The organism is Streptomyces sp. Ru72 (assembly GCF_002920635.1).
GTDB lineage: Bacteria > Actinomycetota > Actinomycetes > Streptomycetales > Streptomycetaceae > Streptomyces.
Genome location: NZ_PQSR01000076.1, coordinates 1 through 26,794, shown reverse-complemented (window position 1 = coordinate 26,794; position 26,794 = coordinate 1). Strand labels below are relative to the sequence as shown.

Genomic DNA, 26,794 nt, shown 5'->3' with positions numbered 1-26,794 from the left:
GGGCACGTCGGCATCCACGACGCCTCGTGTGCTCCTGGCGCCGTTCGTCGGGCACATGAAGACCCGCGCACAGTTGTTCCGCCGGTGCTGATCTTCGAAGCTCCCGCCCCCGCGCCACGCTTCAGACCCGGGAACCACGAGACGACTGATCGAGGCTCATCCACGATCGCCCAGAAAAATCGGACGGCGATGTCGAGAACCGTCGTCCGGCTCCGTCCCCGGGTTGAACGCGACCACAATGGGTCGCACCAGCACCGAGGAGAACCACGATGGCCAAGTACCTGCTGCTGAAGCACTACCGCGGCGCCCCGGCTCCGGTCAACGACGTGCCGATGGACCAGTGGACGCCGGAGGAGATCTCGGCCCACATGCAGTACATGCACGACTTCGCGGCCCGGCTCGAAAAGACCGGCGAGTTCGTCGACGGTCAGGCGCTCGCGCCCGAGGGAGCGTGGGTCCGCTACGACGGTGAGGGGCGCCCGCCGGTCACCGACGGTCCGTTCGCCGAGACCAAGGACCTCATCGCCGGCTGGATGGTGATCGACGTCGACACCTACGAGCGCGCCGTCGAGCTGGCCGGGGAGCTGTCGGCGGCACCCGGGGCCGGCGGCAGGCCGATCCACGAGTGGCTGGAGGTACGTCCGTTCCTGGCCGCGCAGCCGACCATCGCGGAGTGATCTCACCGATGGACGAGGCGCTGCTCAGGAGCCTCATGCCGAGCGTGCTCGCCGTCCTCATCCGCCGCGGAGCAGACTTCGCGGCAGCTGAGGACGCCGTGCAGGACGCTCTGACCGAGGCGGTGCGCGTGTGGCCGGCCGATCCACCCCGGGATGCCAAGGCCTGGCTGGTCACCGTGGCCTGGCGGAAGTTCCTCGACCAGGTCCGGGCCGACAGCGCGCGCCGTCGGCGGGAGGATCTCGTCGACGAGCAGCCGCCGCCCGGAACCGCGCCCTCGGTGGACGACACGCTCCAGCTCTACTTCCTGTGCGCCCACCCGTCCCTGACGCCCTCGTCCGCCGTCGCGCTCACCCTGCGCGCCGTCGGCGGGCTGACCACCCGCCAGATCGCCCAGGCCTACCTGGTGCCCGAGGCGACCATGGCCCAGCGCATCAGCCGGGCCAAGCGCACGGTCTCCGGCGTGCGCTTCGACCAGCCCGGCGACGTCGCCACTGTGCTGCGCGTCCTCTACCTGGTCTTCAACGAGGGCTACTCCGGCGACGTCGACCTCGCCTCCGAGGCCATCCGGCTCACCCGGCAGCTCGCGGCCGCCATCGACCACCCCGAGGCGGCGGGGCTGCTCGCCCTCATGCTGCTCCACCACGCCCGGCGCGCCGCCCGGACCGCGCCCGACGGCAGCCTGGTACCGCTCGCCGACCAGGACCGCGGCCGGTGGGACACAGCGTTGATCGCCGAGGGCGTCGGGATCCTCCAGGCGGCCCTCGCCCGCGACCGGCTCGGCGAGTTCCAGGCCCAGGCCGCCATCGCGGCACTCCACGCCGACGCGCCCACCGCCGAGGAGACCGACTGGGTGCAGATCGTCGAGTGGTACGACGAGCTCGCGCGCCTGACCGACAGCCCGGTCGTCCGGCTCAACCGCGCGGTCGCCGTCGGGGAGGCCGACGGACCGCGCGCCGGCCTGGCGGCGCTCGCGGCGCTGGACGCCTCCCTGCCCCGCCATGCCGCGGTGGCGGCGTACCTCCACGAGCGCGACGGTGACCTGGCGACGGCGGCCCGGCTGTACGCCGAGGCGGCGCACAAGGCACCCAACCTCGCCGAGCGTGACCACCTGACGCGCCAGGCCGCCCGGCTCAACGCCCGCCGATGCCGCTGACGGGTCGCGCTCGGACTTCCCCGCGGAGTTCTTCGGCTGGCGCGAAGGAGGCAGGGGCCGAAGCCGCGGAGGTGACGGCATACTCAAGCAACGCAGACGCCATCCGGTTCTACGAGCGCAACGGCTTCACGCGCCAGTCGCTGACCTTGCGGACGTTTCTGCAGTCGGGAACTGGAGGGCTTGCGCGCCGCGTCGAGCCGGCTCAAGCGGCTGACAGAGCCGATTCCGGTGCAGGCAGCGGCAGCCACGTTGCACATCCGGGCCAGGACCCGTCGCGATCGGTTCTCCGAAACGGCCGCCACGGAACCGTCCTTGGAACCGAAGTGGCGGTACAACGTCTGCTGGTACTTGAGGACAAGGTCATGCCGAGAAGGGATCGGACACCGTGCCGCACATGCTGAACCTGTGGCGTCAGCAGCTGAAAGAGGTACCCGAGTCGATCTGGCAGCGCACCGAACTGCAGGTGCTGATCCTCGCGGACAACGAACTCACGGAACTCCCGCGCGCGATCGGGCAGCTGGTCCGCCTGACCACCCTGGACCTCGGCCACAACCACCTCTCCTCGGTACCCGACGAGCTGGGTGACCTGGTCGCTCTCGACGGCTGCCTCTACCTGCACGACAACCGTTTGACCTCGATACCCCACGCGTTGGGAAGGCTGACGCGGCTGCGATACCTCAACGTCGGCGAGAACGGCCTCACCGCCCTGCCCGAGACCGTCGGCCGGATGAGCGGCCTGATCGAACTCCGTGCACAGCACAACCGGCTGCAGACGCTGCCCGACGGCATCGGCCGCCTCCGTAACCTACGGGAGCTGTGGCTCCGGGGGAATGCCGTCGAAACTCTGCCCGCATCCGTCGCCGGGCTCCACGAACTGCGCCATCTGGATCTGAGGGAGAACGCTCTGACCGAGCTGCCGGAGTCGTTGGCTCTGCTTCCCAGACTGCGTCAGCTCGACGTGCGGAGCAATCGCCTCACCCACGTGCCGGACTGGGTGGTCGGCATGCCTGCCTTGGAGAAGCTGGACCTGCGCTGGAATGCCTGCGAGCCTTCTGCACCGCTGTTGTCGGAGCTGGAACGACGGGGGTGCGTCGTACTCATCTGACAGCGGCGGCTGCTGGACGGCCCGCCGTGCCGCCGCGAAGACCAGGCCCGCTGCTGATCGACGGCTGAGCGGTCCTTGCACGTGAGCATCACCGGGCGGGGGCCGAACAACGACAACGTGACAGGGGGGACGGCCTGTTCGGCGAGGCATGAGACGTGACGGCACGACAGGAGCCGACCGGCCGGGTGGACGCAGGCCGGCCTTGGTCAGGCGGTCGGAAGCTTGGCGGCCAGGACGTCATGCGCGCGGATGTCCGGGTTCCCGGCCAGCAGCCGCGGGCCCTCGGCACGGAGGACGGCTGCGATCTTCCCCTCCATGTGGGCACGGCGGTCCTGGTCGTCACCGAAGGCGTCGAAGATGCCGAAGGTGGTGGGACCGAGGCGCAGCGCGAACCACACTGTGGTCCCGGTCTCTTCCCGAGCCAAGGAGAGGGCGTTGGTGAGCAGTTCCTCGAGTTCCTGCGCATGCTCCGGCTTGGCCTCGAGGCGGACGAGCAGTCCGACGCGAGCGTTCGCGGGAATGGTGATCTTCTGCCGGGCCATGTCTTCTCCTGAGGGTTCGGTCGGTGTCATCACCGTAGGAGCCGCGTGCACACCTCTCCCAGTGGCGGATCCGACGCATCCCTTACCGTTTCCGACATGAAGATCTCGGTGCTGGTTGTCGACGGTGTCTTCGACTCCGGGCTTTCCTCGGTGCTCGACGTGCTGCGAACGGCCAACGCACTGCGCGGGGAGCTCCCGGAACCCCCGCCGCCGTGGCAGGTCCGGTGTGTCAGCCCTCGCGGCCCGGTGCGGACGGGAGCCGGTCATCTCGTGGACGCCGTCAGGCCGGGGGACGTCGCCGCGCCGGACGCCCTGGTAGTGCCCGGTGTCTGGCACAAGCAGCCGACGCCGCTCACCGCGTGGGTGGCCTCACCCGAGCAGCTGCCCGTTCGCCGAACCATCCAGGGCGCCCGTGCGGCCGGGGTGCCCCTGGCGGCGGCCTGTACCGGGACCTTTCTGCTCGCGGAGAGCGGCGTGCTGGACGGAGAGCCCGCGACGACCAGTTGGTGGCTCGCCGCGGAGTTCCGGCGGCGCTACCCCCAAGTGGCTCTGGACGAAACGCAGATGGTCAGCCGCGGGTCGGATGTCACCACGGCCGGAGCCGCCATGGCTCACCTCGATCTGGCGCTCTGCCTCGTGCGGGACAGCAGTCCCGCCCTGGCCGACCTCACCGCGCGCTACCTGGTCGTCGACGCCCGCCCCACACAGGCCAGTTACTCCATTCCCGGCCACCTCGCCCGCACCGACCCGATCGTCAGCGCCTTCGAACGATGGGTCCGCCAACACCTGACCCAGCCCTTGCGCATCGCGGACGCGGCCCGCGCCGTCGGCACCAGCGAGCGCACGCTGCAGCGGGCGCTGGATCGAGTGGCGGGCGTCTCGCCGCTGCGCTTCGCCCAGCAGATCCGGCTCGAACAGGCGGTGCACCTGCTACGCACCACCGACCTGCCGACCACCGCGGTGGCCCGCAAGGTCGGCTACGAAAACGCCACCACGCTCACGTCCCTGTTGCGCAAACGCCTCGGTACCACGCCTGGGCAGGTGCGGCGTCAGGTATCGGATCGAGCCCGAACATGAACTCTTCGCCGTAGTCGAGCCGGAGCGCAGGATACGTGCTCGGTCCTCGGTCACCAGCTCGGCCTGGTGCGGGTACCGATCGGCCGGGAACCGGGTCTCGGCAAGACCTGCGCCATCTCCGGGTGCGTCTAGTGCCAGTTGCTGATCTTGACGTCGTACGGTGCCGGCTCGCCCTTGCCGGTTTCGACGAGTCTCTTGAGGCTCATCAGGAAGGTCGCCCACTTCGTGCTGCAGTGGTACATGAACTCCACCGGCTCCTTCCAGCCTTCGTGCCGGAACAACACGATCGTGAAGCCGTCCTCCTGCTTGAGCTCGAAGCGGATCTGCGTGCCGATCCACTCCTCGGGGCCGTCCACGACCTCCCAGACCACCCGCTCGGCGGGCTGAGCTTCCAGGACCTTCATGTCGAACCCGCCGGGCTCGAAGCGGAACCGGATCACTCCCCCGACATCGGCGTCACCGCTCGTCTCCTCCGTCCACCAGCTCGCCAGCCCCTCGCTCGTGGTCAAGGCCGCGTAGACAGCGTCGGGAGATGACGTGACTCCGATCCTGTGCAGGATGTCCACCATCTCGATGCCTCCTTCTCCTGCAGGCGCCCGCAATCAGGCGCGTTCACCAGCACCGCATTGGATGCGGCAACGTGCGTTGGTGAGGCCTCAGCCCTCTTGGCCGCGCTGGATTGCCTCGGCGATCCGCTTGATGCGCTGCAGCCGGGCGTCCCAGGCGGCCCCGACCGACGACAGTTGCGCAACGGCTCGGGCGAACTGGGCCTCGTCCACCTCGTAGCGGCGCTCGCGTCCGGACGGCTTCACGTGGACCAGCCCGACCCGGTGCAGTACGCCGAGGTGTTTGGCGACCGCCTGCCGCGTGACCGGCAGCTGATCGCTCAGCGTGGTCGCCGTCCCGCCGCCGTCGGTCAACAGCAGGTCCAGCATCCGGCGCCGGGTCGGATCCCCCACGGCCGACCAGAGCTCGTCGTCGATGGTGACGCTCACGGCGCCGACACCAGCCGTTCGGCATACGCGACGAGGCGGGGCAGGAAGTGGTCCCAGCCGGTGACGTGCTGGCGGTACTGCTCTTCGAGCACGGCCGCCTCCCAGCCCTTCTCCCGGAACCCCGTCTCTGTGAAACGGAGCAGGGTGCCGGCACCCGACGGGATCAGGTCGAACGTCACCAGGAGTGAGTTGGTCGGCGTCGCGGCCTCCCCCTCGTCGTACACCCACCGGAAGCAGAACCGCCGGGGCGGGTCGGCCTCGATCACCGTGAGCGACACGACCTTCGCCTCCGGGGAGGTCGTGTCGCCGAACGTGATGACCCCGGTGGCACCGGGCACCGGCTCGAGTTCTGCTTCGTCCGGCCACCACTCCCGCAGGTGCTCGGGTCTGCTGATGACCTCGTAGACCACCTCGGGTCTGGCGTCGATGCGGATCTCCCGCTCGATGCTGCCGTATTCCATCCCGCTCACCCAGCCTCTCGCAACCTTTGGTTGCATATCACTGTACAGCCGTCCTCCGGCCATGTGCAACCTTTGGTTGCTCTAAGCAGGGGGTTGCGTCATGCTGTCATCCACCGTGAAGATCATGCTGCGCACCGCGGCCAGCTCCTGGAGACGGGCGGCGTCGCCGGCGGCGGCGCGGCCCTCCGGTGAGCCGAAGGCAGCCCTCAGGTCGTCCATCGTTTCCCATTCCAGCTCGGCGACCAGGTAGTACGGTGCGCCGCCACGCACGCCCGCGACGTCACGGCTGACGGTGTACCGGCGCAGGCCCGGGAGCCGGCGCCCGAGTGGAATGTGGACCTGGCGGTAATGCCGGTCGAAGGCCTCGGGGTCGGCCGGCGTCTCGTACAGGGCGAGGAAGCGAACCGTCATCGTGCCGCCCTCCGGTACCGGACGAGAACGGCGGCACCGGCGCGCTCGGCCGACCGGCACTCCAGGTCGACTCGCGGGCCGCCGTCGGGAAACAGCCGTTGGCCGGTGCCGAGGACGGTGGGGAACGTCAGCAGCCGGTACTCATCGATCAGTTCCCCGGCCATCAGCGCCCGTACGACGCTCACGCTGCCGGCGATGATCACGTCGCGCTCCTCGCGCTTGACAGCGTCGATGAGACTGCCGTCGACGACCCGGGAGTTCTCCCACGCCGAAGTGCTGGTCAGGGAACGGGAGACGACCAGCTTCGGCACGGCGTTCATCCGCCGGGCGAACGGGTCGTCACGCCCCGGCCAGATGCGCGAGAACAACTGCCAGGTCGTACGGCCCAGCAGCAGGACACCGTCGTCGAGCGCGCTGCCGAGCCGGAACTTGTCCCCGGCGACCGTCCCGGGACCATGCCGGAACGCCCAGCCGCCGCCCGGTGTGCCACCCGAGCCGTCCGGATCGGACACGATCCCGTCCAGGCTGACGAACTCAATGACGATGACGCTCACGATGGGGTTCCCTTCGGTCGATGCTCACCGGTACGTACCGGCGGCATCGGGGCCACTCATCGTTCCTGGCGAAACCCGTCGGAAGAAATCTGCCGGGGCAGGTCGAACGCCTCGAACACGTGCCGATCGGCGAACACGACATTGCGCGCGACCCGGCCGCGGGTGACGGTGAAGACCTGCAGGGTGTGCAGCCGGTGCGTGCCGCCGGGCTCCGGCGCGTAGGCGGCGAGCGCGGGCTGCCCGTTGGCGGTGAGGGGCGTCATCCCCCAGCCCGTCCCACGCATCGCGAAGATCCGCGACATGAACAGACCGTAGTGGCGGCTGCCCCGGTACCACAGCGGGACCGGCGGCATCTCCAGGATCGCATCGTCCGTGAGCAGCCGCACGAGCGCGGGGACGTCCGCCGCCTCGAACGCCCGCACATAGCGCTGAATCACCGCCCGTGTCTCGGGCTCGTCCGGCTCGGTGACCTCCTCCACGCCGCCCACGTCAGCCAGAGCGGCACGGGCCCGCTGCAACGCGCTGTTGACGGCCGCAGTGGTGGTCCCCAACTGCTCGGCGACCTCGGCAGCGGTGAACTCCAGTACCTCGCGAAGCACCAACACGGCCCGCTGCCGCGGCGACAGGACCTGCATCGCCGCGACCAGCGCCAGCCGCGTGTCGGCCCGGACCTCCGCGTCGAAGCGCGCATCGGGGAAAGGCTGCAGCCAGGGGATGTCGAACGCCGGAGTGAGCGGCGCCCCAGGGTCCTCACTCGGCGCGCCCAGTCCCGACGGCAGCGGCCGTCGCGCCCGCCCTTCCAGCGTGGTCAGGCATGCGTTGGTCGCGATCCGGTACAGCCAGGTCCGCACCGACGCGCGCGTGCGGTCGTACCGGTCGCGGGCCTTCCAGGCACGCAGCATCGTCTCCTGCACCAGGTCCTCAGCCTCGTGGAACGAGCCCAGCATCCGGTAGCAGTACGCCAACAGCTCACCCCGGTACGGCTCGAAGTCCACGGGCCCATGATGGCCCACGTGGGCACGCTGGTCGCCGCGTACGGGGGAACCAACCTACCCTGCGCCGAACGCGCCGCTGTTCGGGGTGCCGAAGTCCGCCGCTGACCGACCCCTCGTCATCTTCCTCGCGGTCTTGCAACAGGGCCGCCGACTTCCGGGACCGGCATGATTGCTCCCCCTGTGGAACGGATGACCTGGGGGCCGGGTCACCGGGCCCGAGAGGCGCCGTCGGAGACGCTGACGAGAGGTCCGACTACCACCTGGCCTGGCACAACGCCCGGCCGACCGCGGGCGCCCTCGGCCCCACCCGATCACTCGGTCCACATTTTGAACAAGGATTCCAACATATGGACGCATCGGCCGCGACGATCTTGATCCGGGCAAGATACCTCGCATGACTGAGGAGATACGCAAGGCATACCTGCTGGGCGCCGAGCGGGCTGTGCACCTGCTGGCCACGGAAGAGGTGGCGCGTCGCTGGGACGAGGAGTCAGTGCTGCCGGGGATGACGGTGGGTGGACTGGCTGGTCACCTTGCACGCAGCGTCCTGCAGGTCGAATGGTTTCTCGACGGCGAGACGGTCGGCACGGAGCCGGTATCGCCAGTGCGCTACTACGCGCGGCTCGTCGGCACGTCTGCCCCGGACTCCGCACTCAACGTCGGTGTGCGCGCGCGGAGCGAGGAGACGGCAGCCGCCGGCCCCGCCGCCGTGGCTGAGCAGGCGCGCGCTGCATGGCAAAGGTTGGCACAACGGCTGGGCCAGGAGCCAGCCGATCGGCGAGTGGCCATCCTCCACCGGCCTGGAGAGGAAATGCTGCTGGACGGCTACCTCCAGACCCGATGCGTCGAATTGGCGGTGCACCTTGATGATCTGGCTCTGAGCGTGGGCGCTCACTGCCAGACACCCGAAGCCACGCTCGCCATGGCAGTCGATGTCCTTGTGGCAGCCGCCCGTGACCGGCACGGCGATCAGGCCGTGCTACATGCGCTCGCCAGGCGGGAACGTGACGCCGACCAGGCTTTGCGCGTGCTGTAGGAGCCGTAGCCTGCCCTGTCACGGTGAGCACTGGTTCGAGCGCGGCGACTCGGTCGGGCGATCTCCGGTCGAGACGTGCAGGAGGGCAGGGCCTCCTGTCCAGCTCGGGATTGCCGAAGTCCTTCGAGCGTCAGGAGGCCCTGTGCCGCAGTCTTGCGTTTCGGAGCCCTCGTCGTCCAACTCGCCTGCCACGTCGTGTGATTGTCTCGCGCACGTGTACGGCAACGCGGCCGACCGTCCGCTGCACGTGCGACGCCGCCCGTCGGACATGGCCGACGCCGAATGGGCCGGGGTTCGCAACTCGCTGCCGGTGACGGGCCAGAGGGAAGACCGACCCCCAGGCCCTCCTCCGCCTCGCCCGCCACCGCATCAGCGTGCTCTTCGCCATGCTCCGCGACGGCACCTTCCACGAACCACGCCTCCCCAAGCGACGGGTGCATGGACCAGCCCACAGACACGTCGATTCAGATCAACACCTTGTGTCGCCTGTCCAGACGGAGATGTCTGCGGCACCCCGACGGACAGCTTCTTCCGGATCACGGGCGAGCTTCCCGCAGGCCGCCGCGATGTCCGGCGCACCATCCGGTCCCACGAGCGCGTCATGCACCCCTGCCTGCAGCCAATCAGCCCGGTTGTCGTCAGCCTCAGCAACCGCGAGAGCGATGAGCCTTATGGCGGCCACCGTCCCTACCCGGGCCAGGGCCTTGGCCGTCTGTCGAGTCACCGCCGTGTCCTCGGCGTCCAGCAGCAGGCCCACCAGCGCTTCCGCAGCCTCGGGAACATCAGCGAAGGAGGCAAGGTCACGCCCGGCACGAACACGTTGCGTCCAGGAAGGAGACGATGCCTCAGCCAAGGCCCTCTCCAACCCACTCGTCATCTCCGGCACGACCAGACGGTCTCATGCCCCCACGAAGAAGAGCGAATCTCGCACCGAAGTCGCCCACACTTGACGAAGGACATGGAGGCCCCCAGTGACCGCGGCCGAAAGCTCGCCTTCAGGTCACAAAGGCGATTCACGGGGGACACGGAAGAACTGCCGGTACTCCACCAACCGCCAGTCGTCATCGACGCCGACACCCAGTGGCGCCTGGCGGCGCGTGCCGCCGAGGTGTACGTCGCCCAGGACGTGGATGCCGGCCTGCAGCCGGGCGGGACGACGGCTTCAGGCTGTGCCCGCGCGCCCGGCTCCGCCGGCCGCCAACGCGGACTGCGGCAGACGCGGGGCCAGGGCGAGCATTCCGGGAACCGTCACAAGGGCGAGCACGGCGAGGGCGGCCCACGGAGCCGCGCTCGACATGTCGAACAACAGCGAGAACAGCAGGGGAGCGACGACCGTGGCGATCGCGAAGGAGTACTGGAAGACCGCGATGTAACGACCTCGGATGTCAGAAGGGGCGGCATCGGCGGACAGCGCGTTCGACACTGGAGAATGCACGAGCTGAGCCGCCGAGTAGCACAGCACGGCCACGGCGAGACAGGGGATCCACAGTGCCCTGGGCATCAACAGCGGGCAAGCAGTCAGGCACGCCCACAAGGCCCAGAGAACTCCGGCCAGACACAACGACGTATGACGTGGCAGCCGCCGGATCAGGCGGACGACCGATGACTGAAGGGCGGCCTGGACCACCGTGTTCATGGCCAGCAGCGGACCGACCGCCCAGGTCACGGCCGGCAGCCGACGGTCGACGAACGGCGGGAAGGCGATACTGAGCATGACATTGCACAGCGCGAACGCCGTGTTCAGCCCCACCAGCGCAACGTAGGGACGGTCAGCCCACAGCGTCCGGTAACCGCGGGTGCCTCGTTCCGCCTTCCCCCGCTCCTCGAGATCTGCCCCGGCAGGCAGAGCGGCGTTCCGCGGAACTCCCCATCCGAGCAACAGGGCGGCCGCCATCAGCAGGCAGACGCACGCGCCGATCGCTCCTCGGTACATCAGGCCGGACTTCGCCGACATGGCCACTCCCGCCAGCACGGCGCCGACCCCGTAGCCCGCTGCCCGCAGCGAGCCGATGACACCGAACCACCGCTCGCGAGAGCGCCCACCAGGGTCACGATCGGACAGATTGCTGACGAGGGTGAAAGCGGAGGACCAGAAGGCCCGCTGCCCCAGCGACGCCACCGTCGCGGCCAGAAGGACCACACCGCCGTTCCGAGCCACGAGGTACCCCAGGAAGCCTGCCGCCTGAAGCACCTGCGCCACCAGCACGATGGGCTTTGGCCCAAGCCGGTCGACGAGACGACCGACCCACAGGGGCAAGGGAAGGGACAACAGCCCGGCCACACTCAGCAGGGTCCCCACCCGAACCAGTGACGCGCCAGAACTCGCCGACAGATAGAGCATGGACAACGGGACGAAGAGCCCGTTCACGACGGAGTCGACCATCAGCACAAGGAACACCACGATCCCGGCCGGGTTCCGGCGAGCCCGCACCGGGTGCAGGCCAGGTGTGCCTTCTCGCCGTCCCAGCCGCCGCGATGTCCCGTCCCCCGACCGCATCAAGAATCCCCCTCGCTACTGGGCTCTCGCATGGGACGACCCCATACGTCGCCGCCCACTTGAAGCTGCACCCCAGCCCGGCCTGCCGCAGCATTCTGTATCCACCCCCGTGACCGACGGCCCTTCGCCCCACGGATCTTTGGAAAGCCCTTACTGTTCGGGGGCGCGGAGGCCCCGAGATCTCCTGGCGAATCGATCGGCACTCCGGTTCACGCGAGCTCGCGCATCCGTCGGATCGGGCTCGCCAGGAGGATCGCCGGGCTGACCGTGGAGAGCACGGCCATGAGTGCGAAGGAGGCGCGGGTTCCCCACAGGGCGGCGAAACCTCCCGCCGCCAGCGCGCCGAACGGGACCGCACCCCAGGAGATGAAGCGGACTGTCGCCATCACACGCGGCAGCAGTTCGGGAGGTGTGGCGGTCTGCCGGTACGTGCGGGTCACGATGCTCGTCACCACCACGGCCCCGGCGAAACCGGCGTTCCCCAGGGCGAACAGGCCGAGTGTCACGGAATGGCCGGCCAGCGGGATCAGCGCGGCGAAGCACGGGGAGACCACCGCGGCCCAGCGCAGCGCCCGGCCGCTGCCCAGGCGTGCGACGATCCGGGGCGTCAGCGCCGCACCGACCAGGGTGCCGAGACCATCGGTCGCGATGAGTATCCCGACCAGGGCGGGCGGCGCGTCGAGGGTGCGGACGAGGAAGACCGGGGTGAGCGCCATCAGGCCGCCGCAGACGAAGTTGACCGCGGTCGCGTCCGCCGCGCAGGGGCCGATGACAGGGTGGCGGGTGACGTATCGCCAGCCCTCGCGGATCATCTCGCCCATGCCCCGGCGCGGGCCCTCCTGCGCGGGGTGCGCAACCTGAGGCAGGCTGGCCATCAGCGCGGCCGAGACGAGGTAGCTCACCGCGTCGACCACGATGGACGCCGCCGCGCCGAGCAGCTGGACCAGCACGCCGCCGAGGGACGGGCCACCGAGTTGGGTCGCCGCCCTGGTCCCCGAGGTGAGGCTGTTGCGGGCGGTGAGCTCCTCCTTGCTGACGATGGAGGGCAGGAAGGTCGAGTTGCCGACGTCGAAGACGACGGACGCCAACCCGACCACCAGGGCCACGACGATCAGATGCGGCAGGCTCAGGACGCCGAGCGCGGCAGCCACCGGCACCGAGGCCACCGCGGCGGCCCGGACCAGGTCCATCGCCACCTGCGTCGCGCGCAACGGCAGGCGATGCACGAGGACTCCGGCCGGGAGGCCCACCAGAAGCCATGAGGCGAAGGAGGCGGCCGTGATCAGGCTGACCTCGAACGCCGAGGCGTGCAGTACCAGTACCGCGAGCAACGGCAGGGCCACCGCCGTCACCGCGTCGCCGATACCGCTCACCGTGGACGCGCCCCAGTACCGCCAGAACGCCGCCACGCGCGACGCGCCGTCCGGCTGCTTCTCCTTCTCTCCGCGCCGCTGCACCACCGTCGTCATGCCTGCCCCCTGCGACCGTCGAGTGAGTCTCTTTAGGGAACTGACTATACTCATGGATCATGCGATACACAGAGCTCGGCGACCCGGACTGCGCGATCGCGCAGGCGCTGACGGTGGTCGGGGACCCGTGGACGCTGCTGCTCATCCGCGACGTCGCGGGCGGGACACACCAGTTCGACGCGCTCCGCGACGGACTGGGCATCAGCCGCAAGGTACTGACGGAGCGTCTGAAATCCCTTGTTGCGGACGGGGTGCTGGAGAAGCGTCTGTACAGCCCACATCCTCCCCGGTACGAGTACCACCTGACGCCGGCCGGACGCGGCCTGCTACCGGTCCTCGTCGCGCTCCAGAACTGGGGCGACCGCCACGTCATGGGCGACGGCGTCCTCTCGGCCACCAGCGCGACCGACTCCGCCGAGACCCGACGCGTGCACGCCCTGGTGGGACGTCGGCTTCCCGAACTCCAACTGGCCGGCCCCGAGGGCGTGCCGACCGACCCGGTCGCCGCTGACCGGACCTGGACGGTCCTGTACTGCTTCCCCGGGGCCTACGCGCCCGGCGGGCAGGATTACCCGCCGGGCTGGGACCGCATCCCGGGCACCCTCGGCTGCACGCTGGAGTCGTGCACCTATCGCGACCGGATGACGGCCTTCGCCGAGCGCGACGTGAGGGTGCACGGAGTCAGCACGCAGCGCCCCGATCAGCTCGCCGCCTTCGCGGAGCACGCGCGGATCCCTTTCCCGCTCCTGTCGGACGCCGACCTTCAGCTGGCCGCGGCGCTGCGGCTACCCACCTTCCGCGCAGCGGGTGTCGACCGGCTCAAGCGGCTCACCCTCGTCCTCGACTCCTCCCGCACGGTACGCGGCGTGCTGTACCCGCTCGACGACCCGGCGGGTTCCGTCGACGACGCCCTGGCGCTCGTCGACTCACTGGCCACGGAGTGACAACCCAGCCCGCCGCGTCGACGATCGCCGTCCGGCCGGAAGAGGGCGGTCCGTTGTGCGGGGCGGACGCGATCAGGAAGGGTCGGTGGCAACGCGCCGCCTCAACGTCGGTCGGGGTCAGCACCCGCGCCTCCTGGACGGTGCCGTCCCGGACGAGCAGGACGCCACCTGTTGCGAACCGGGTCAAGAGGACCCGGTGGCGATACGGCCACCCGTGAGGCGTAGAAGGTCGAGCCTGCCCGCGTCACCGCTCCCCATAGCCGCCGCGTAGGTGACCGTGCGCAGGTCCACGCCGGGGACGATGAGGACGTCGCAGTCGAGCAGGATGTCACCGACCTGAGGATCACCGGTCGCGCCACCGGGCCGAGGTGGGCATGCTGGTGTGAGGCCGGGTGCCGAGCTCGCCGCAACCGGAGGGGATCCCCAGCGCCCTGATCGCGCGATCCCCGCGTTCCCTGGTGCCGTGGGTCCACAGTCAAGCGACACCATCAACGTCAGGAGCGACATCCATGAGAACACGTGCCCGAGTGCGCGGAGGTCGCCGCTCAGCAGCCCTGCGCACCGCCGCGCCGGTGGTGACCATGCTGCTGGCCGCGGTCGCCTGCGGCGCCCCGGCCTCGCAGGTGCGCCCGGGGAGCTCATCCCGGTCCGCCACCACCAGCCACGGCGCGGAAACCGCCGACGTCGGGCGTTCAGTGCCCGGCCGCGGCACCGCCACCGACACCACCTCGGCGGCTGTCGGTGCTCCCCCGGTCGCCGCCGGTGTCATCCCCTCGATAGCCGCCGCCTCCTGCCCCGACCGGATCTTCTCCGGCATGACCACGGCTCAACGCGTCGGGCAGCTCTTCATGGGCGGGATCTCCGCGGCCCGTCCCGACCAGGCCCAGTTGCGCGTTCTGCGCGACAACCACGTGGGGTCCGTCATGCTGACCGGGCGCAGCAGCGCCGGTGTCAAGGCGACCAGAAGTGTGGTGGACGGTCTGCGGCGACAGGCGGACCAGGTTGCCGGCCGGCGGGTCGGAATCCTGGTCGCCACCGACCAGGAAGGTGGCCATGTGCAGGTACTCAGCGGTCCCGGCTTCGCGGCCATACCCGAGGCGCTGACCCAGGGAAGCTGGTCGACCGCGACCCTGCGCACCCGGGCCGCCCAGTGGGCCGGTCAGCTCAAGGCCGCCGGAGTCGACCTCGACCTGGCTCCCGTCGCCGACGTCGTCCCGGCCGGCCTGGGCACCCGCAACGGCCCGATCGGCCGCTACTTCCGTGAGTACGGCCACACCCCGGACACGGTGGCCCCGCACAGCGACGCCTTCGCCGCCGGCTTCGCGCAGGCGGGCGTGATGACCACCCTCAAGCACTTCCCCGGGCTGGGTCAGGTGATCGGGAACACCGACACCACGGCCAACGTCGTGGACTCGGTGACGACCGCTTCCAGCGCCAGCCTCACGCCGTTCCGGACCGGGATCAAGGCCGGTTCGCCGTTCGTGATGATCTCCCTGGCCAAATACACCAAAATCGACTCCGCTCATCTGGCGGCCTTCTCGCCGACGGTCATCGGCCGGCTGCTGCGGACCCAACTGGGCTTCAAAGGCGTGGTCATCTCCGACGACCTCGGGCAAGCGGTCGCGGTGCGGTCGTACACGCCGGCGCAGCGGGCGCTGAACTTCCTTACGGCGGGCGGGAACATGATCCTGACCGTGCAGCCGAGCACCATACCGGCGATGACGCAGGCGGTCCTGACCAGAATGCAGCAGGACGCCTCCTTCCGCGCCCAGGTGAACGACAGCGTGCACCGGATCCTCGCCGCCAAACTCCGCGCCGGCCTGCTCGCCTGCCCCTGAGCGAACTCGCGCCGCGACCGGGAACCGCGTCACTTCCTCGACCGCGACGCATGGGCCGTGAGAAGCAGGAGGAGCCCACAGGAGGCGACCAGGAGCCAACCCGGGCGGGATGCCTGTGCGAGCCCTGCGGGGTCGGCATGCGCCACCAGACCGCCGGCGAGGGCGATGCCGAGCGCAGCGCCGAGCTGTCGAGCGGTGGACGTGATCGCTCCGGCCACGCCGGCCCGGGCCGGAGGCAGGCCACTGACCGCGGTGTTGGTGATCGGCGCGTTGGCGAAGCCGAACCCGATACCGATGAGCAGGTAGGCGAACAGCAGCAGGGCCACGCTCGTGTGCCGGTCGATTCCGACCAGGCAGAGCGCGCCCGCAATGATGAAACCACCGGCCAGAACCAGCGGCGGTCGCGGTCCTGTACGACCGACCAGACGACCGGACCAGGGTGCGCAGACTGTCGCTCCGACAGCCATGGGCAGGGTCGCCACACCGGCGGCCAGTGGCGTGACTCCCCTGGCGTGCTGCAGATAGAGGGTGTTGAGCAGCAGCGTCACGTTCAGCGCGACGAAGACCGCAACGGCGCCCAGGACGGCACTGTTGAACAGCGGATTACGAAAAAGCCCCGGATCCATCAGCGGCTCGGGGTGGCGCGACTCGACCGAAAGGAATCCGACCGTCGCCATGGCCGCGACCCCGTAGCCGGCCAGCACCGCAGGCGACGCCCAGCCGATGCGCGGGCCCTCGATGAGAACGCCGACGCAGGCCCCGATGACCACAGTGAGCAGGAGCTGGCCCAGCACGTCGAGCCGCCGCGTCCGCGAGCCCCGGGACTCGGGTACGAACACCGCGCTGAGTACCAGAGCGATCACTACGACCGGAGCGTTGATCCAGAACAGCGACCGCCAGCCGAATCCCGCGACCAGAGCGCCGCCCGTGACCGGGCCCACTGCCATGCTGAGCCCGAAAACCGATGCCCAGACGCCGATCGCCTGCGCTCGCTCCCTCGGATCGGGCATCGCGTCGACCACGATCGCGAGGGCAACGGGACTCAGCATCGAGGCTCCGACGCCCTGAACGGCCCGGGCCGCTATGAGCGCGCCCACCGAAGGCGTCACCGCGCAGACCATCGAGGCCGCACCGAACACCATCAACCCGGACTGGAACACCCGTCGGCGTCCGAAGCGGTCCGCCAGCGCACCCGAGGAGATCAGAAGACTCGCCAGGACGATGGTGTAGGCATCCACGGTCCACTCGAGACCGTGGATTCCGACGCTCAGACCGCGCCCGATGGCGGGTAGGCCCACGTTGACGATGGTGGTGTCCATTCCCACCAGGAACATGCTCAGGCAGCAGACGGCCAGCACCGTCCAGCGCCTGCGCGCGCTCAGAAGGGGCTGAACAGGGTACGTGGTTGTCGTCGTCACGATCGGCCTCTCAGATCCGGAGTACCTGCTCGGCAAGGCTCGGGCAGGCCGACGGCCGACGACCAGCATTTTTGCGGAGACCGCAAACCAGCGCACACCGAAGCGCGTGGACACGGAGCTGGGAAGATCCTCGTGTTCTCCAGGATCTGGTGGTTGCTGAGCCGCGCGGCGGCGAACCGGTGACGCTTTGCTCTGCCTTCCGCCTCGACGTCATCGCCAAGCCCGTACAGACGCGGGCGTGCCGGCCGGCCTGCGCGACCTGTTCGCCACCCATGCCGACCGACTCACCGCGGATCTACGGGAATTCATGACGGAGCCCCGTGAGGGAGCAGACGGCGACGGTGACAGTCGCCGGCCGGCCGTCAGTGATGGAACAACCTCAGTCCGGTGCGTGCCAGCGTGATCCGGTGCTCACGGCAGGCCTGTTCAACCTCGTCGGACCGGATGGATCCTCCCGGCTCGGCAATGTACTGAACGCCGTGGCGGTGGGCGTGGTCGACGTTGTCGCGAAACGGCAGGGCGCCGTCGGATGCGAAGGCGACCTGGTCGAGGCGTTGGATCCATCGAACGCGTGCGTCGGCGGTGAGCTCCCCGGCCGGTGTGGAGAGTGCCTCCGCCAGGCGCTCGGCCTCGTCCGGCGTGAGGTCGCCCTCGATGAAGCGGATCTGCCAGTTGATCCGGTCCTGGCGCCGAACGCCGGGCCGGAAGGACAGCGCGCGGACGCTGGGGTGGCGCCGCAGCCACCAGGTGTCGACCTTGGCGCCGGCCAGACGGGTGCAGTCGACCCGGGACTGCTGACCGGCACCGATTCCCAGCGTCATGCCGTCCCGCAGGTAGCAGACCGAATTGGACTGGGTATGGCGAAGGACGGCCAGCCCCAGCAAGAGGTCTGCCACGGCGGTGTCAGGGAGGACATCGTCCACGACGCCCAGCAGGGTGGAAGACAGCCGTACTTCGTCATGCCGCTGGGTCAGGCGCAGGCCGAACACCTCCCGCGCTTCCTCGTGCGGAGGCACGAAACCGGCGTCTGCCTCCATGATCAGGAAACGGCCGTTCTTCTTCCTGCGCAGCCGTTCGACGGTGCCCGGCTCGTAGCCGGGTGCGACGATGCCGTCGCAGACCATGCCGGTCAGCAGCTCGGCGAGCTCGGTGTCGACCGGACGAGAGACGGCGGCGAAGTCGCCGTAGGAGGATTTCGGATCGGCGTCCCGGGCCCGCAAGTAGGCACTGGCAAGGGCGCCTACCTCATGACCTGCGACGCCGTAGAGCTCTGCGGTGACCTCGTCGACGGCCCCGGAGACCGCCGCGCCCGCAGGCGAGACGTGCTTGAAGGAAGCAGCTGCCGGCCTGCCCAGCGCCTGGCCGGCTTCGTGTACGAGCTGCCATCCGTTGAGCGCGTCCAGCATGTTGATGTACGACGGTTCTCCGTGCAGCAGCCGGACCGGCCACCTGCCGGACGCCACCGGTGTGGCGTGAGCGGCTTGCTGTTGCGGGTTGATTCCGTAGCGCAACTTCACTTCATGGCCTCCTCAGCGGGACATCGCTGACGGAGTCGCCCAGGCGGTCGACGCTCACGTCGGAACGGACACGGCCACTCCCCGGTGGTTGTCCACCCGCGCCAGTCGCGGCCTGCCGCAACTCTAGCGGGGGTTGACCGACGTGTTCGACCCCAAGGTGCTCACGGGCGGCCTCCTCGCCGCTCTCTTCGCCGACCTGGCCCCCGAGCACACCGCACACGTCGCCCTCCGGCTCGCCGAGGCCTTCGGTGGACCGGCCAGCTACTCCGAGGCCCTGGAGCGGCCACTCCTCAGCCGGGTGGCGGTGTGCCGGGACCGAACGCGAAGCCGCCCGCGGAACAGCCGTTGCCGCAGTGGACGTGGGTAGCGGCGCTCCCCTACTCAGCCTGACCGACGAAGGACCGTCGCTCAGCCCTCGAGACGGCCGGGGCTGTCCCGTCACTTCGGGAGTGTCGGTGATAGGCCTTGTTGGCGATGCGCCAGTTTCCGTCGATGTGAACCAGCAGGAAGATGTCGGTGAAGGTGTCCGTGCCGTGTCGGAGGGTCATGGATGCGGTGGCGACGGTGCCGTGCACGTCGACGGCGTCGATACGGCGCGAACGGGCCGGTTCGTCCGGGGCCGGCCGACCGTCGAAGAGAGCGCAGTACTCAGCTAGGCGCCAGGAGACGAATGCACCGTTCCGGATTCCTTCGATGTGGGCAGTGGGCAGGAAGGCGTCGCGGAAGTGGGTGGGATCGCCCGTGGCGTGTCCGCGGATGTAGGCGCGCAGAGGTTCGAGCACGGCGACATCCACGGTGGGGACCGTGGCGGCGACGGCGATGTCGGCCTCAGGTGCGGCGGGAGTGTCGGCGAGGTCGGCTGCGCTGCGCAGGGGGGTGTCCGACGCGGTGGCGAGCAGTGCCATGTCCTTGGCCAGCGCGCCGATCGTGAACTCGGCCGTGCCGGCGGTCGGCGTGTCGGTGAGGAAGGACCTCTTGCGGGCCACGAGCCCGCCGAGCTGGCCGAGTTCGAGGACGCCCAGCACCTGGGCACGGGGCAGGCCCAGAGCGTCGGCTTGCCGCAGCGAGTCGCGCAGTGCGAGGACAGCGCCGGCAAGGCTGCTGTTGGCGATCAGCTTGAGCGCGGCGGCGGTTGCGGCGTCGTCGACGCGCCGCACGGTGCCGAGCACGTCCAGAACCGGTCGGACTCGATCGAGCGCGTCCTGGTCGCCGGCGGCGAGAATCCGCAGGGCGCCGGCGGCGGCAGCCGGCACGGAGCCGAGCACGGGTGCGTGGACGTAACGAGTGCCGAGTTGCCGGGCCAGCCTCGCCGCCTCTTCGGGGGCGATCGTGCTCGTGTTCAACACGATCGTGTCCGTGCGCAGCGAGTCGCGGACCTGGTCGACGACCTGCCGGCAGGCCCGGCCGTCGAACAACGCCAGGAGCACGACGTCGGCCTTCGCCACGGCGTGGTTCGGGTCGTCGGTCGTCTCAAGAGCGCCTGCCGTGCGCCCGGAGCGTGTCCAGCCGACGAGATCCCAGTCGTTGTCGACGAGTCGTGTCGCTATCGCGGTGCCCATGCGGCCCAAGCCGAGGACGGCGATCGAGTGCGGTGTCATGCGTCCCAGCGTGGGGTTCTGCACAGGCCTGCGACAAGCGCAGATCTTGCAGAGCAGGGATGCGGGGTCCGCATACCGACCAGCCATACTCCTGCCATGGCATTGACTTCATGGCGGACGTTCGTGACGGTGTGTCGGCTCGGATCGCTCTCGGCAGCGGCCGTCGAGCTCGGCTACACGCAGTCGGCCGTCTCCCGGCAGATCGCCGGGTTGGAGCGTGAACTCGGGGTGCCGCTGGTGCAGCGGCACGTGCGGGGCGTGCGCACCACACCGGCTGGGGAGGTGTTCCTTCACCACGCCCTGGCCACGCTCAACGAAGCCGATCGCGCCATGCGTGCCGTGCGGGACGTGCGTCACGATGCGCCCAGTCGGCCACTGGCCGTCGGCGCGACGCCGTCCCTGGCCGCCGGGATCGTCCCGACGGCGATCCGCCGCCTGCTGGAGGCGGCCGGGCCCCTCCGGTGGAGCTTGTTGCCCGAGCTGAGCCCGGAGTTGCACGACCGTGTGATCGCCGGCGCTCTCGACGTCGCTGTCGTCACCGACGCGCCACCGGGGCTGCCCGACGACCCGCGTGTCGAACGGCGGTTCCTGGGAATGGACGAGATGGTCGTCGTGCTGCCCGTCGGCCACCCGCACGCCGGGCAGGAACCGGTGCACATGCAGGCGCTGGCCGATGAGACCTGGGTCGAGGACAACGACGGCTCGGCGGCGCTGCTGCGCCGGCACGCCGCCCGCGCCGGAGTCACCGCCCGCATCGACCTCACCGCGGCCGATCTGCTCGGCAAGATGGCCCTGGTCGCAACCGGCCACGCCATCGCGCTGATACCCGGCGTACTGGCGGGCGCGCTGCGGATCGACGTCACCACAGCACCCCTCGTCGATCCTCCGACCCGTGGTATCTACACGATCACGCCACGTCGCGACCCGCACCCATCCACAGCGCCCTTCCTCGACCAGCTTGCGACGGCCTTCGGCTGACCAACGAGCCGGCATGCCCGGCGCCGCGCCGCCCGCAGCCGCTCCGGAGCCACTGGGGCACGGCCGCCCGGCCCCCCGGCCTCCCACACGACCAGTTCCCCGTTTGTGTGAGCCACCGCGCTGCGAGCGCGACCCGGTCACCGTCGCGACGACGCAGGGGACAGCATCGCCGTACCGACAGCGACGCGGTCCGCAACCGCAAAAAGTTCCTGGCCGCCGCCGGCGAGCAGATCACCGCGCACGGCCCTGAGGTAGGCATGGACGAGATCGCCGCAGCGGCGGACGTGGCCGTGGGCACCCTGTACCGGCACTCCCCCACCAAGACGAGATGCTGTTCAAAGTCGCGTACCTCCGCTGTTGCAACTCGTGGACAAAGCCAGACGGCCGCCTACCCGTGCAGGTCACATGACGCCGTCCAGCGCCGTCACCTCCGGCGCGACCGCGCTGCCCCGCCGCGACCTTCGCGAGCCCGGCGACTCGGCGACGGGCCCCCGGGCGATTCCCGGTCGTCGTATCCGGTCAGGAGCCCTGGTCGGTTACCTCGTCGCGGTTCAGCAGTGCCGCGCACCACTGGAAGTGGCCGTCGCTGCCGTCCGGACTGAACAGGTCGTAGGTGGTCAGCGCATACGCCGTCTGGTACAGCGACAGCACCTTCGCGTCGTAGCCCAGTGCCGCCGCGAACAAGCTGGTGAGCTCGGCCGTGTGGTGTTCGGCGTAGGGTCCGTACATGTCCCAGATCGCCGCCGTCACCGCTGCCTCGAACGCCGGGTCGCCGGCCGTGGTGAAGAAGCCGAAGTCCAGGACTGCCACCGGGAGTCCTGCGTCGTCGACGTGGACGTTGGGCGGGACCAGGTCGCCGTGGATGGCGGTGACGGGCGTCGCCGGCAGGGCCCGCAGCGCCTTGGCGGCCCGCTCGACCACCGCGGCCGACCCGGGCACCGCCGTCGCGAGAACATCTCCGTGGCGGCGGGCGGCACGCTCAACCAGGGCTGCGAGAGCATCGGGGAAGCGAGTATGGCCCTCCCACAGCGGGCGGTCGTCGCCCTGGACGGTCAGCCGCCGCATCGCGGGCGAGCCCGGCACGGACGCCAGGCCGCGCAGCACGGTGAGCAGGGCGTCGGTCTCGCGCGCGGGCACGTCCCGGGCCGGGGGCGTGCTCCCGGCGTCACCGCGCAGCGGCGCCCCGGGCAGCTCACGCTCGTAGGTGACGAGCACGCCGTTGCGCTCTTCGACGGCGTGGATCTGTGGGGTGGCGAAAGGCAGCTGGTGTCGCGCAACGTCCGCGTAGACCCGACGGATCAGGCCGAGGCCGACCGGCGGCCGCCCGCTCCACACCTTGGCGACCAGGCCCTCGCCGAGCCGGTAGACCGCACCTTCCACACCCGCGGCCAGCGGCTGTGCGTCTGCGTGGCCCAGCGTGGCGAAGTAGGCGAGCCAGTCGTCTGTGTGCCGCTGGTGGTATTCGACCATGAGGTGTAGTACATCCTGCCGTCCCTGTCCCGTGCACCTCCATTAGGCATGTCAGGTCGCGTTGGCGCGGCCTGGGGCCTATGGAAGCTGGACTCCGGACCAGGCATCGACTTCACACTGTCTGTCGGCATTGTTCCCTGCGGTCACGACTGTGCCGTTGGCACGCAGGCCAAGGGTGTGCGTTGAACCGGCCGCCACGGCGACGATGTCGCGCCAATCACCGACTTCGCACTGTCCGTAGCTGTTGTCTCCCGCTGCGAGAACCCGCCCTGACGCTGTGACCCCGACGGTGTGGTAGCTGCCCGCGCCGAGCGCCACCACGTCTTCCCACTCATCGACCTCGCACGCCCCGGTTGCCCGCTCTCCGGTCGCTACTGCCCGCCCATCGGCTTTGAGGCCGACGGTATGGAGATACCCGGCCGAAATGGCGGCCAGGTCACGCCACCCTTCAACGGCACACTGACCTCGTCGGTTGTTCCCCGTGGCCAGTGCAGAACCGTCCGACCGGATGCCGACCGAGTGCCAGTCACCACACGAGAGGACGACCATCTCGCGCCAGGACTGCACGTCGCACTGTCCTTCTGAACTCCGGCCGACTGCCAGCACGCGGCCATTCGCGAGTAGCCCGAGCGTGCGGCGCCAGCCTGCGGCCACGGCCGTGACGCCTCGCCATCCGGCGACATCACACTGCCCATCGCCATTCCACCCCGTTGCCAGCACCGTGCCGTCCGACCGGAGTCCCACCGTATGAGACCTGCCCGTGTTCGTCGCGGTATGGACGTTGCCGGCTGCCACCGCGACGACGTCCTCCCATCGCTCGACACGACATTCAGCGGCTGCGGTATTGCCCACGGCGAGAACGGTTCCATCCCAGCGCCGTCCGACCGAATGACGCCTTCCGGCCGCCAGCGCCGACGAGGGAGCGAACATTCCGCCTCCTTGTGCTCGGCGCGTTCGCGGCATGGGATGCCACCTTACTTTGGCCTGGAATCAGAGCGGGGTCCTCAGTCGTCGCCAGCAGATGACGGCACAACCGCGACCTCCCACGGCTTGCGCCCACGTACGGCGCCCCATGGACCGCATCACACGTGTCGTCCGAATCCGCGCGTCGGTTCCAGGGGGCTCTCCGTGGTCCAGGACGGGTGTGCCTTGACAGAAGGATCAAGCCAGCGGGTGGAGATGTGCACCCCGTCCCTGAGCCGGCCGCCCGAGGCCCTGACGGCGGACAGGCAGAAACGGACCCACATGTTGAGCTGAGCTTCCTTGGCCAGACGCAGATGCGCGTACAGCAGGTGCACCAAGCGGCTGCTGGACCGCGCCCACAGCTCGATCTCGAACACCAGCAGGTCATCGTCGCTGCGCGCCCGGAACTGGACCTGGCCGGCCTCCATGTGACCGCGCAGAGTCGCAAGGTGCAGGGACTCGGCATCACGGTGTACGACCCGGACGGGTCCGTTCCAGGGGCCCGGCATCTCCACCAGCAACTCGTCCGCGACGTCCAGACCCTGCGCGCGGAGTTCACCCACCCGGATGGTGACCACCTCAGAGGGGATGAAACGCTTGAAGTCCTGGCAGATCAGCTCGATGAGCCGGCCAGCGTCGATCTCGGCCTCGGCGATGCGTACACGAAAAAGGCGGTGGAACAGGGGTCCGCAGCCGTCCTCGACCCGCTGCACCCGACCGTCGACCGTTTCAGGGGGCAGCGCGGGCGGGCGGTCCTGCTCGTCACCCCGACATTCGCCGCCCCGGTACAGGGGAGTCGTTTCCCAGAGATAACGCCAGGTGACCAGCGCCGTTCCCAGGAACCAGCGCGCCAGCACGGCAAGTACCCGAGGACAGTGCGGTCGCGACATCCACACCCCTCCCATATCATCCCAAAATGCAGTAAATAAGAATGAATATGTTAATACCCTGGTATAGCAGTAATGACACAGCCGACACACAGGCGGACGAACCTGGAGGCACACATGGTGCTCCGGCTCCTGCACCGAGCGGGCGCGCGCAGTGATCACCTGCATCTCGCCTCGCTCGGCGCGATCGGTCTGTGTCTGACGCTGTGGGTGCGCGCGAAGACCATCGACCAGGAGCAGCGGGGGAACGCCGAGCGGCGTGCGCTCTTCGTAGGACTGTGGCCGCCGATGCTGTGGCTGATCGGCGAAGCGCTGCGGGAACAGAAGTGATCTCCCTTGGGCGACTTGGCCTTCGCACGCCCCGACGCCGCACGCCTGTGGCGGGAGCTCGCAGACGCACGCGTCAACTACTCGGGTGAAGAGGTACGCCGACCGACCTGGAACATCGACACCTACCGCACCGCGCTGCCGAGGGAGCGACCAGGCGCCCCGGAACCCGGCGGTTGCTGGGAGCACGCCTGCCGCCTGGTGCGCGACTACGAGTTCTCGCCGCCGGAGATCGTCCGAGCGCTGTACGACCCGGCCACGCCACTGCTCGGCCGTGACATGCTGCTCGAGGCCCGTTTCCACGGGATGCACTTCTACTGCGGTGTGCGCGTCACCGAAGTGGTGGACGAGACCCGCGACCACACGGACCGCGTCTGGGGCTGGGCCTACGAGACTCTCGAGGGCCACCTGGAGCGCGGCAAGGCCACCTACGAGGTGGTGAAGAAGCAGGAAACGGGCGAGGTGCAATTCCTGGTCTCATGCCATTCGCAAGGTGCCCCCACCTTGGATCGGATCACGTCCCTCGGCTGGCGGCTGTTCGGCCGACGCACTCAACTGCGGTTCTACCGCAGGTGCAGCGAACGTCTACAGCGCTTCGTCAGCACGGCACTGTCCGGTGAGGACCCCTTGCCCGGCCGCCCGGCCACGGTCGAGCACTTGGTGTACGCGCCCTCCGACGCGAAGGTGCGTCGGCTGGACGCCCTGGCGATCCACCGGGTGGCCCCCGGCTGACTTCGCGCGGACGACACGGAGCGGACGGCACACCTCATGGCGACGCCTCGCACTCGGGCAGCAGCTGAGCAGACACTGCCTCGGACTGGCGAAGAAGGTGCTCGACTGCCGCAAGTATCTCCGTCACCCGAAGACCGAACGAGGCGTCGCAGGGATGCGGCCGGCCGGAACGGGCGGCGGCGCACAGAGCGTCCACCGCCCGGCCGAGGGCCGGAACCACGCCGCCTGAACCCTCCGGCAGCAATGCCACCCCGGCCTCTCCGCGCAGCTCGACGGACGCTCCCGCCGCCGCCGGAGGCGCCGTAAGGCTCAGCGTCGAAGTGCTGGATGCGCCGCCGACATGGTCGAGGACCATGTGGACGGTGTCCGCGGGACCGTGCGCAGCGGCTGCCACCCGCCTCACATCGCCCAGCACCGGCAGCAGCACGGACAGGGCGTGCGGTCCCACGTCCCACAGGGCGCCCTTCTCCCGCCGCCAAGGCGAGGCCGCGAAGGGGCTGTCGCCGGTGAACACCGCGCCCAGCCACTGCGCCTGCGCGGTGAACCAGCCCCCCAGGCCGGCCTGTTCTGCGATCCAGGCCTCCGGCTCGGTCTGGAAGCGGGCCGTGAAGAAGACCACCGAGGCCACGCCCGCCTCCCGTGCAGCGTCGACCACTGCGCGTCCCTGCGCCACCGTCGCGGCCAGGGGCTTGTCGAGCAGCAGGTGACACCCCGCCCGCGCGGCTCGTCGTGCGAGCTCGGCCTGCACGTCAGGAGGCAGGGCCACGGCGACGGCGTCCACGTCGGCGAGCAGCGCGTCCACGTCATCGTAGGCCCGCGCGCCGTGGCGCTCGGCCAGCTCCCTGGCAGCGCTCGCCCGCCGCCCCCACACGCCCACGAAGTCCAGTCCGTCATACCCGCTCAACGCGGGTGCGTGGGCTGCCTGCGCCCAGGGGCCGGTACCGAGCAGTCCAATGCGCATGCCCTTGCCTCTCCACGCTGACGATCAAGGTGGCGGCCGGCGCATGGTGCGTCCGGTCATGGCCGAGCGTGCCACACCTGCCGACAACAACGCGCCCTCCCGTGAGGGAGGAGCGACCAGTGGGCGGCAACGAGCCCCGCGCTGCGGCAGAACGGCTTTCGCAGGAGCTAGCCGTTCGGTTCCGGCTT

29 protein-coding genes are annotated in these 26,794 nt (G+C 69.7%); 12 read left to right on the top strand and 17 right to left on the bottom strand.

What is annotated here, in order from left to right; all coding sequences use genetic code 11:
• Positions 1–269: 269 nt before the first annotated feature.
• The 3 genes from C3488_RS28195 (at position 270) to C3488_RS28180 (ending at position 2,936) form a co-directional block, all read left to right on the top strand.
• A complete protein-coding gene (locus C3488_RS28195; RefSeq protein WP_103843740.1) occupies positions 270–677 on the top strand; it encodes a YciI family protein in 408 nt (135 codons plus the stop codon).
• A gap of 8 nt (positions 678–685) precedes the next feature.
• A complete protein-coding gene (locus C3488_RS28190) occupies positions 686–1,831 on the top strand; it encodes an RNA polymerase sigma factor (RefSeq protein WP_103843739.1) in 1,146 nt (381 codons plus the stop codon).
• A 394-nt stretch (positions 1,832–2,225) separates the two neighbouring features.
• Positions 2,226–2,936: a leucine-rich repeat domain-containing protein gene (locus C3488_RS28180; protein WP_103843750.1), complete on the top strand. Its 711-nt coding sequence runs from the start codon at positions 2,226–2,228 to the stop codon at positions 2,934–2,936.
• Positions 2,937–3,142: 206 nt separating this feature from the next.
• Here the strand turns inward: C3488_RS28180 and C3488_RS28175 are convergent, their stop codons facing one another.
• On the bottom strand, positions 3,143–3,478 hold the full coding sequence (locus C3488_RS28175; protein ID WP_103843738.1) for a putative quinol monooxygenase: 336 nt from the start codon (positions 3,476–3,478) through the stop codon (positions 3,143–3,145).
• A gap of 96 nt (positions 3,479–3,574) precedes the next feature.
• On the opposite strand from C3488_RS28175, the gene C3488_RS28170 reads away from it, so the two are divergent.
• Positions 3,575–4,555 carry a GlxA family transcriptional regulator gene (locus tag C3488_RS28170; protein WP_103843737.1) on the top strand — a complete coding sequence of 327 codons (981 nt, stop codon included), beginning with the start codon at positions 3,575–3,577 and terminating at the stop codon, positions 4,553–4,555.
• A 128-nt stretch (positions 4,556–4,683) separates the two neighbouring features.
• On the opposite strand, the gene C3488_RS28165 is transcribed toward C3488_RS28170, so the two are convergent.
• From C3488_RS28165 to C3488_RS28140, 6 genes are all read right to left on the bottom strand, one after another.
• Positions 4,684–5,124: an SRPBCC domain-containing protein gene (locus C3488_RS28165; RefSeq protein ID WP_103843736.1), complete on the bottom strand. Its 441-nt coding sequence runs from the start codon at positions 5,122–5,124 to the stop codon at positions 4,684–4,686.
• Between the two features lie 87 nt (positions 5,125–5,211).
• A complete protein-coding gene (locus tag C3488_RS28160) occupies positions 5,212–5,550 on the bottom strand; it encodes a metalloregulator ArsR/SmtB family transcription factor (RefSeq protein WP_103843735.1) in 339 nt (112 codons plus the stop codon).
• Complete coding sequence (locus C3488_RS28155) at positions 5,547–6,011, bottom strand: SRPBCC family protein (RefSeq protein WP_103843734.1); 465 nt, start codon at positions 6,009–6,011, stop codon at positions 5,547–5,549. Before C3488_RS28155 ends, C3488_RS28160 begins: the two co-directional genes overlap by 4 nt.
• Before the next feature lie 81 nt (positions 6,012–6,092).
• Positions 6,093–6,422 (bottom strand): EthD family reductase, encoded by a 330-nt coding sequence (locus tag C3488_RS28150; protein ID WP_103843733.1) that lies wholly within the window; start codon positions 6,420–6,422, stop codon positions 6,093–6,095.
• Positions 6,419–6,976, bottom strand: a complete 558-nt coding sequence (locus C3488_RS28145; protein ID WP_103843732.1) for a dihydrofolate reductase family protein — start codon at positions 6,974–6,976, stop codon at positions 6,419–6,421. Before C3488_RS28145 ends, C3488_RS28150 begins: the two co-directional genes overlap by 4 nt.
• Before the next feature lie 56 nt (positions 6,977–7,032).
• A complete protein-coding gene (locus tag C3488_RS28140) occupies positions 7,033–7,971 on the bottom strand; it encodes an RNA polymerase subunit sigma-70 (RefSeq protein ID WP_103843731.1) in 939 nt (312 codons plus the stop codon).
• A gap of 394 nt (positions 7,972–8,365) precedes the next feature.
• Here C3488_RS28140 and C3488_RS28135 point away from each other — a divergent pair, with 394 nt between their 5' ends.
• On the top strand, positions 8,366–9,007 hold the full coding sequence (locus C3488_RS28135) for a maleylpyruvate isomerase N-terminal domain-containing protein (protein ID WP_103843730.1): 642 nt from the start codon (positions 8,366–8,368) through the stop codon (positions 9,005–9,007).
• 469 nt (positions 9,008–9,476) lie between these two features.
• Here C3488_RS28135 and C3488_RS28125 read toward each other — a convergent pair whose 3' ends face one another.
• The 3 genes from C3488_RS28125 to C3488_RS28115 form a co-directional block, all read right to left on the bottom strand.
• Positions 9,477–9,884, bottom strand: a complete 408-nt coding sequence (locus tag C3488_RS28125; RefSeq protein WP_107528753.1) for a HEAT repeat domain-containing protein — start codon at positions 9,882–9,884, stop codon at positions 9,477–9,479.
• A 285-nt stretch (positions 9,885–10,169) separates the two neighbouring features.
• Complete coding sequence (locus tag C3488_RS28120) at positions 10,170–11,438, bottom strand: MFS transporter (RefSeq protein ID WP_181139223.1); 1,269 nt, start codon at positions 11,436–11,438, stop codon at positions 10,170–10,172.
• 275 nt (positions 11,439–11,713) lie between these two features.
• Positions 11,714–12,973, bottom strand: coding sequence for an MFS transporter (locus tag C3488_RS28115; RefSeq protein WP_103843727.1), 1,260 nt, complete (start codon positions 12,971–12,973; stop codon positions 11,714–11,716).
• 59 nt (positions 12,974–13,032) lie between these two features.
• On the opposite strand from C3488_RS28115, the gene C3488_RS28110 reads away from it, so the two are divergent.
• Together C3488_RS28110 and C3488_RS28100 are read left to right on the top strand one after the other, a co-directional pair.
• The gene (locus C3488_RS28110) at positions 13,033–13,917 is read left to right on the top strand and encodes a winged helix-turn-helix transcriptional regulator (protein WP_103843726.1); all 885 of its coding nucleotides are present in this window, start codon (positions 13,033–13,035) and stop codon (positions 13,915–13,917) included.
• 509 nt (positions 13,918–14,426) lie between these two features.
• Positions 14,427–15,755, top strand: coding sequence for a glycoside hydrolase family 3 N-terminal domain-containing protein (locus C3488_RS28100; protein ID WP_258053706.1), 1,329 nt, complete (start codon positions 14,427–14,429; stop codon positions 15,753–15,755).
• 29 nt (positions 15,756–15,784) lie between these two features.
• Here the strand turns inward: C3488_RS28100 and C3488_RS28095 are convergent, their stop codons facing one another.
• Together C3488_RS28095 and C3488_RS28090 are read right to left on the bottom strand one after the other, a co-directional pair.
• Positions 15,785–17,287 (bottom strand): MFS transporter, encoded by a 1,503-nt coding sequence (locus C3488_RS28095; protein ID WP_258053705.1) that lies wholly within the window; start codon positions 17,285–17,287, stop codon positions 15,785–15,787.
• A gap of 248 nt (positions 17,288–17,535) precedes the next feature.
• A complete protein-coding gene (locus tag C3488_RS28090) occupies positions 17,536–18,690 on the bottom strand; it encodes a phosphoribosylaminoimidazolecarboxamide formyltransferase (RefSeq protein ID WP_103843724.1) in 1,155 nt (384 codons plus the stop codon).
• A 133-nt stretch (positions 18,691–18,823) separates the two neighbouring features.
• On the opposite strand from C3488_RS28090, the gene C3488_RS28085 reads away from it, so the two are divergent.
• On the top strand, positions 18,824–19,057 hold the full coding sequence (locus C3488_RS28085) for a hypothetical protein (protein ID WP_146067934.1): 234 nt from the start codon (positions 18,824–18,826) through the stop codon (positions 19,055–19,057).
• A 10-nt stretch (positions 19,058–19,067) separates the two neighbouring features.
• On the opposite strand, the gene C3488_RS28080 is transcribed toward C3488_RS28085, so the two are convergent.
• Positions 19,068–20,288, bottom strand: coding sequence for a nuclear transport factor 2 family protein (locus C3488_RS28080; RefSeq protein WP_103843722.1), 1,221 nt, complete (start codon positions 20,286–20,288; stop codon positions 19,068–19,070).
• 96 nt (positions 20,289–20,384) lie between these two features.
• On the opposite strand from C3488_RS28080, the gene C3488_RS28075 reads away from it, so the two are divergent.
• Together C3488_RS28075 and C3488_RS41865 are read left to right on the top strand one after the other, a co-directional pair.
• Positions 20,385–21,266, top strand: a complete 882-nt coding sequence (locus C3488_RS28075; RefSeq protein WP_103843721.1) for a LysR family transcriptional regulator — start codon at positions 20,385–20,387, stop codon at positions 21,264–21,266.
• A gap of 257 nt (positions 21,267–21,523) precedes the next feature.
• Positions 21,524–21,868: a hypothetical protein gene (locus C3488_RS41865; RefSeq protein ID WP_374955466.1), complete on the top strand. Its 345-nt coding sequence runs from the start codon at positions 21,524–21,526 to the stop codon at positions 21,866–21,868.
• Here C3488_RS41865 and C3488_RS28065 read toward each other — a convergent pair.
• The 3 genes from C3488_RS28065 to C3488_RS28055 form a co-directional block, all read right to left on the bottom strand.
• On the bottom strand, positions 21,786–22,736 hold the full coding sequence (locus tag C3488_RS28065; RefSeq protein ID WP_103843720.1) for a phosphotransferase family protein: 951 nt from the start codon (positions 22,734–22,736) through the stop codon (positions 21,786–21,788). The two genes, C3488_RS41865 and C3488_RS28065, sit on opposite strands and share 83 nt — an antisense overlap.
• Before the next feature lie 78 nt (positions 22,737–22,814).
• The gene (locus tag C3488_RS28060) at positions 22,815–23,666 is read right to left on the bottom strand and encodes a chromosome condensation regulator (protein WP_103843719.1); all 852 of its coding nucleotides are present in this window, start codon (positions 23,664–23,666) and stop codon (positions 22,815–22,817) included.
• A gap of 152 nt (positions 23,667–23,818) precedes the next feature.
• Positions 23,819–24,589 carry a DUF1990 domain-containing protein gene (locus C3488_RS28055; protein ID WP_258053702.1) on the bottom strand — a complete coding sequence of 257 codons (771 nt, stop codon included), beginning with the start codon at positions 24,587–24,589 and terminating at the stop codon, positions 23,819–23,821.
• A gap of 114 nt (positions 24,590–24,703) precedes the next feature.
• On the opposite strand from C3488_RS28055, the gene C3488_RS28050 reads away from it, so the two are divergent.
• Together C3488_RS28050 and C3488_RS28045 are read left to right on the top strand one after the other, a co-directional pair.
• A complete protein-coding gene (locus tag C3488_RS28050; RefSeq protein ID WP_103843718.1) occupies positions 24,704–24,916 on the top strand; it encodes a hypothetical protein in 213 nt (70 codons plus the stop codon).
• Between the two features lie 15 nt (positions 24,917–24,931).
• Positions 24,932–25,645, top strand: coding sequence for a DUF1990 domain-containing protein (locus C3488_RS28045; protein ID WP_258053701.1), 714 nt, complete (start codon positions 24,932–24,934; stop codon positions 25,643–25,645).
• A 34-nt stretch (positions 25,646–25,679) separates the two neighbouring features.
• Here C3488_RS28045 and C3488_RS28040 read toward each other — a convergent pair whose 3' ends face one another.
• Positions 25,680–26,606, bottom strand: coding sequence for a Gfo/Idh/MocA family protein (locus tag C3488_RS28040; protein ID WP_103843716.1), 927 nt, complete (start codon positions 26,604–26,606; stop codon positions 25,680–25,682).
• Between the last annotated feature and the right edge of the window lie 188 nt (positions 26,607–26,794).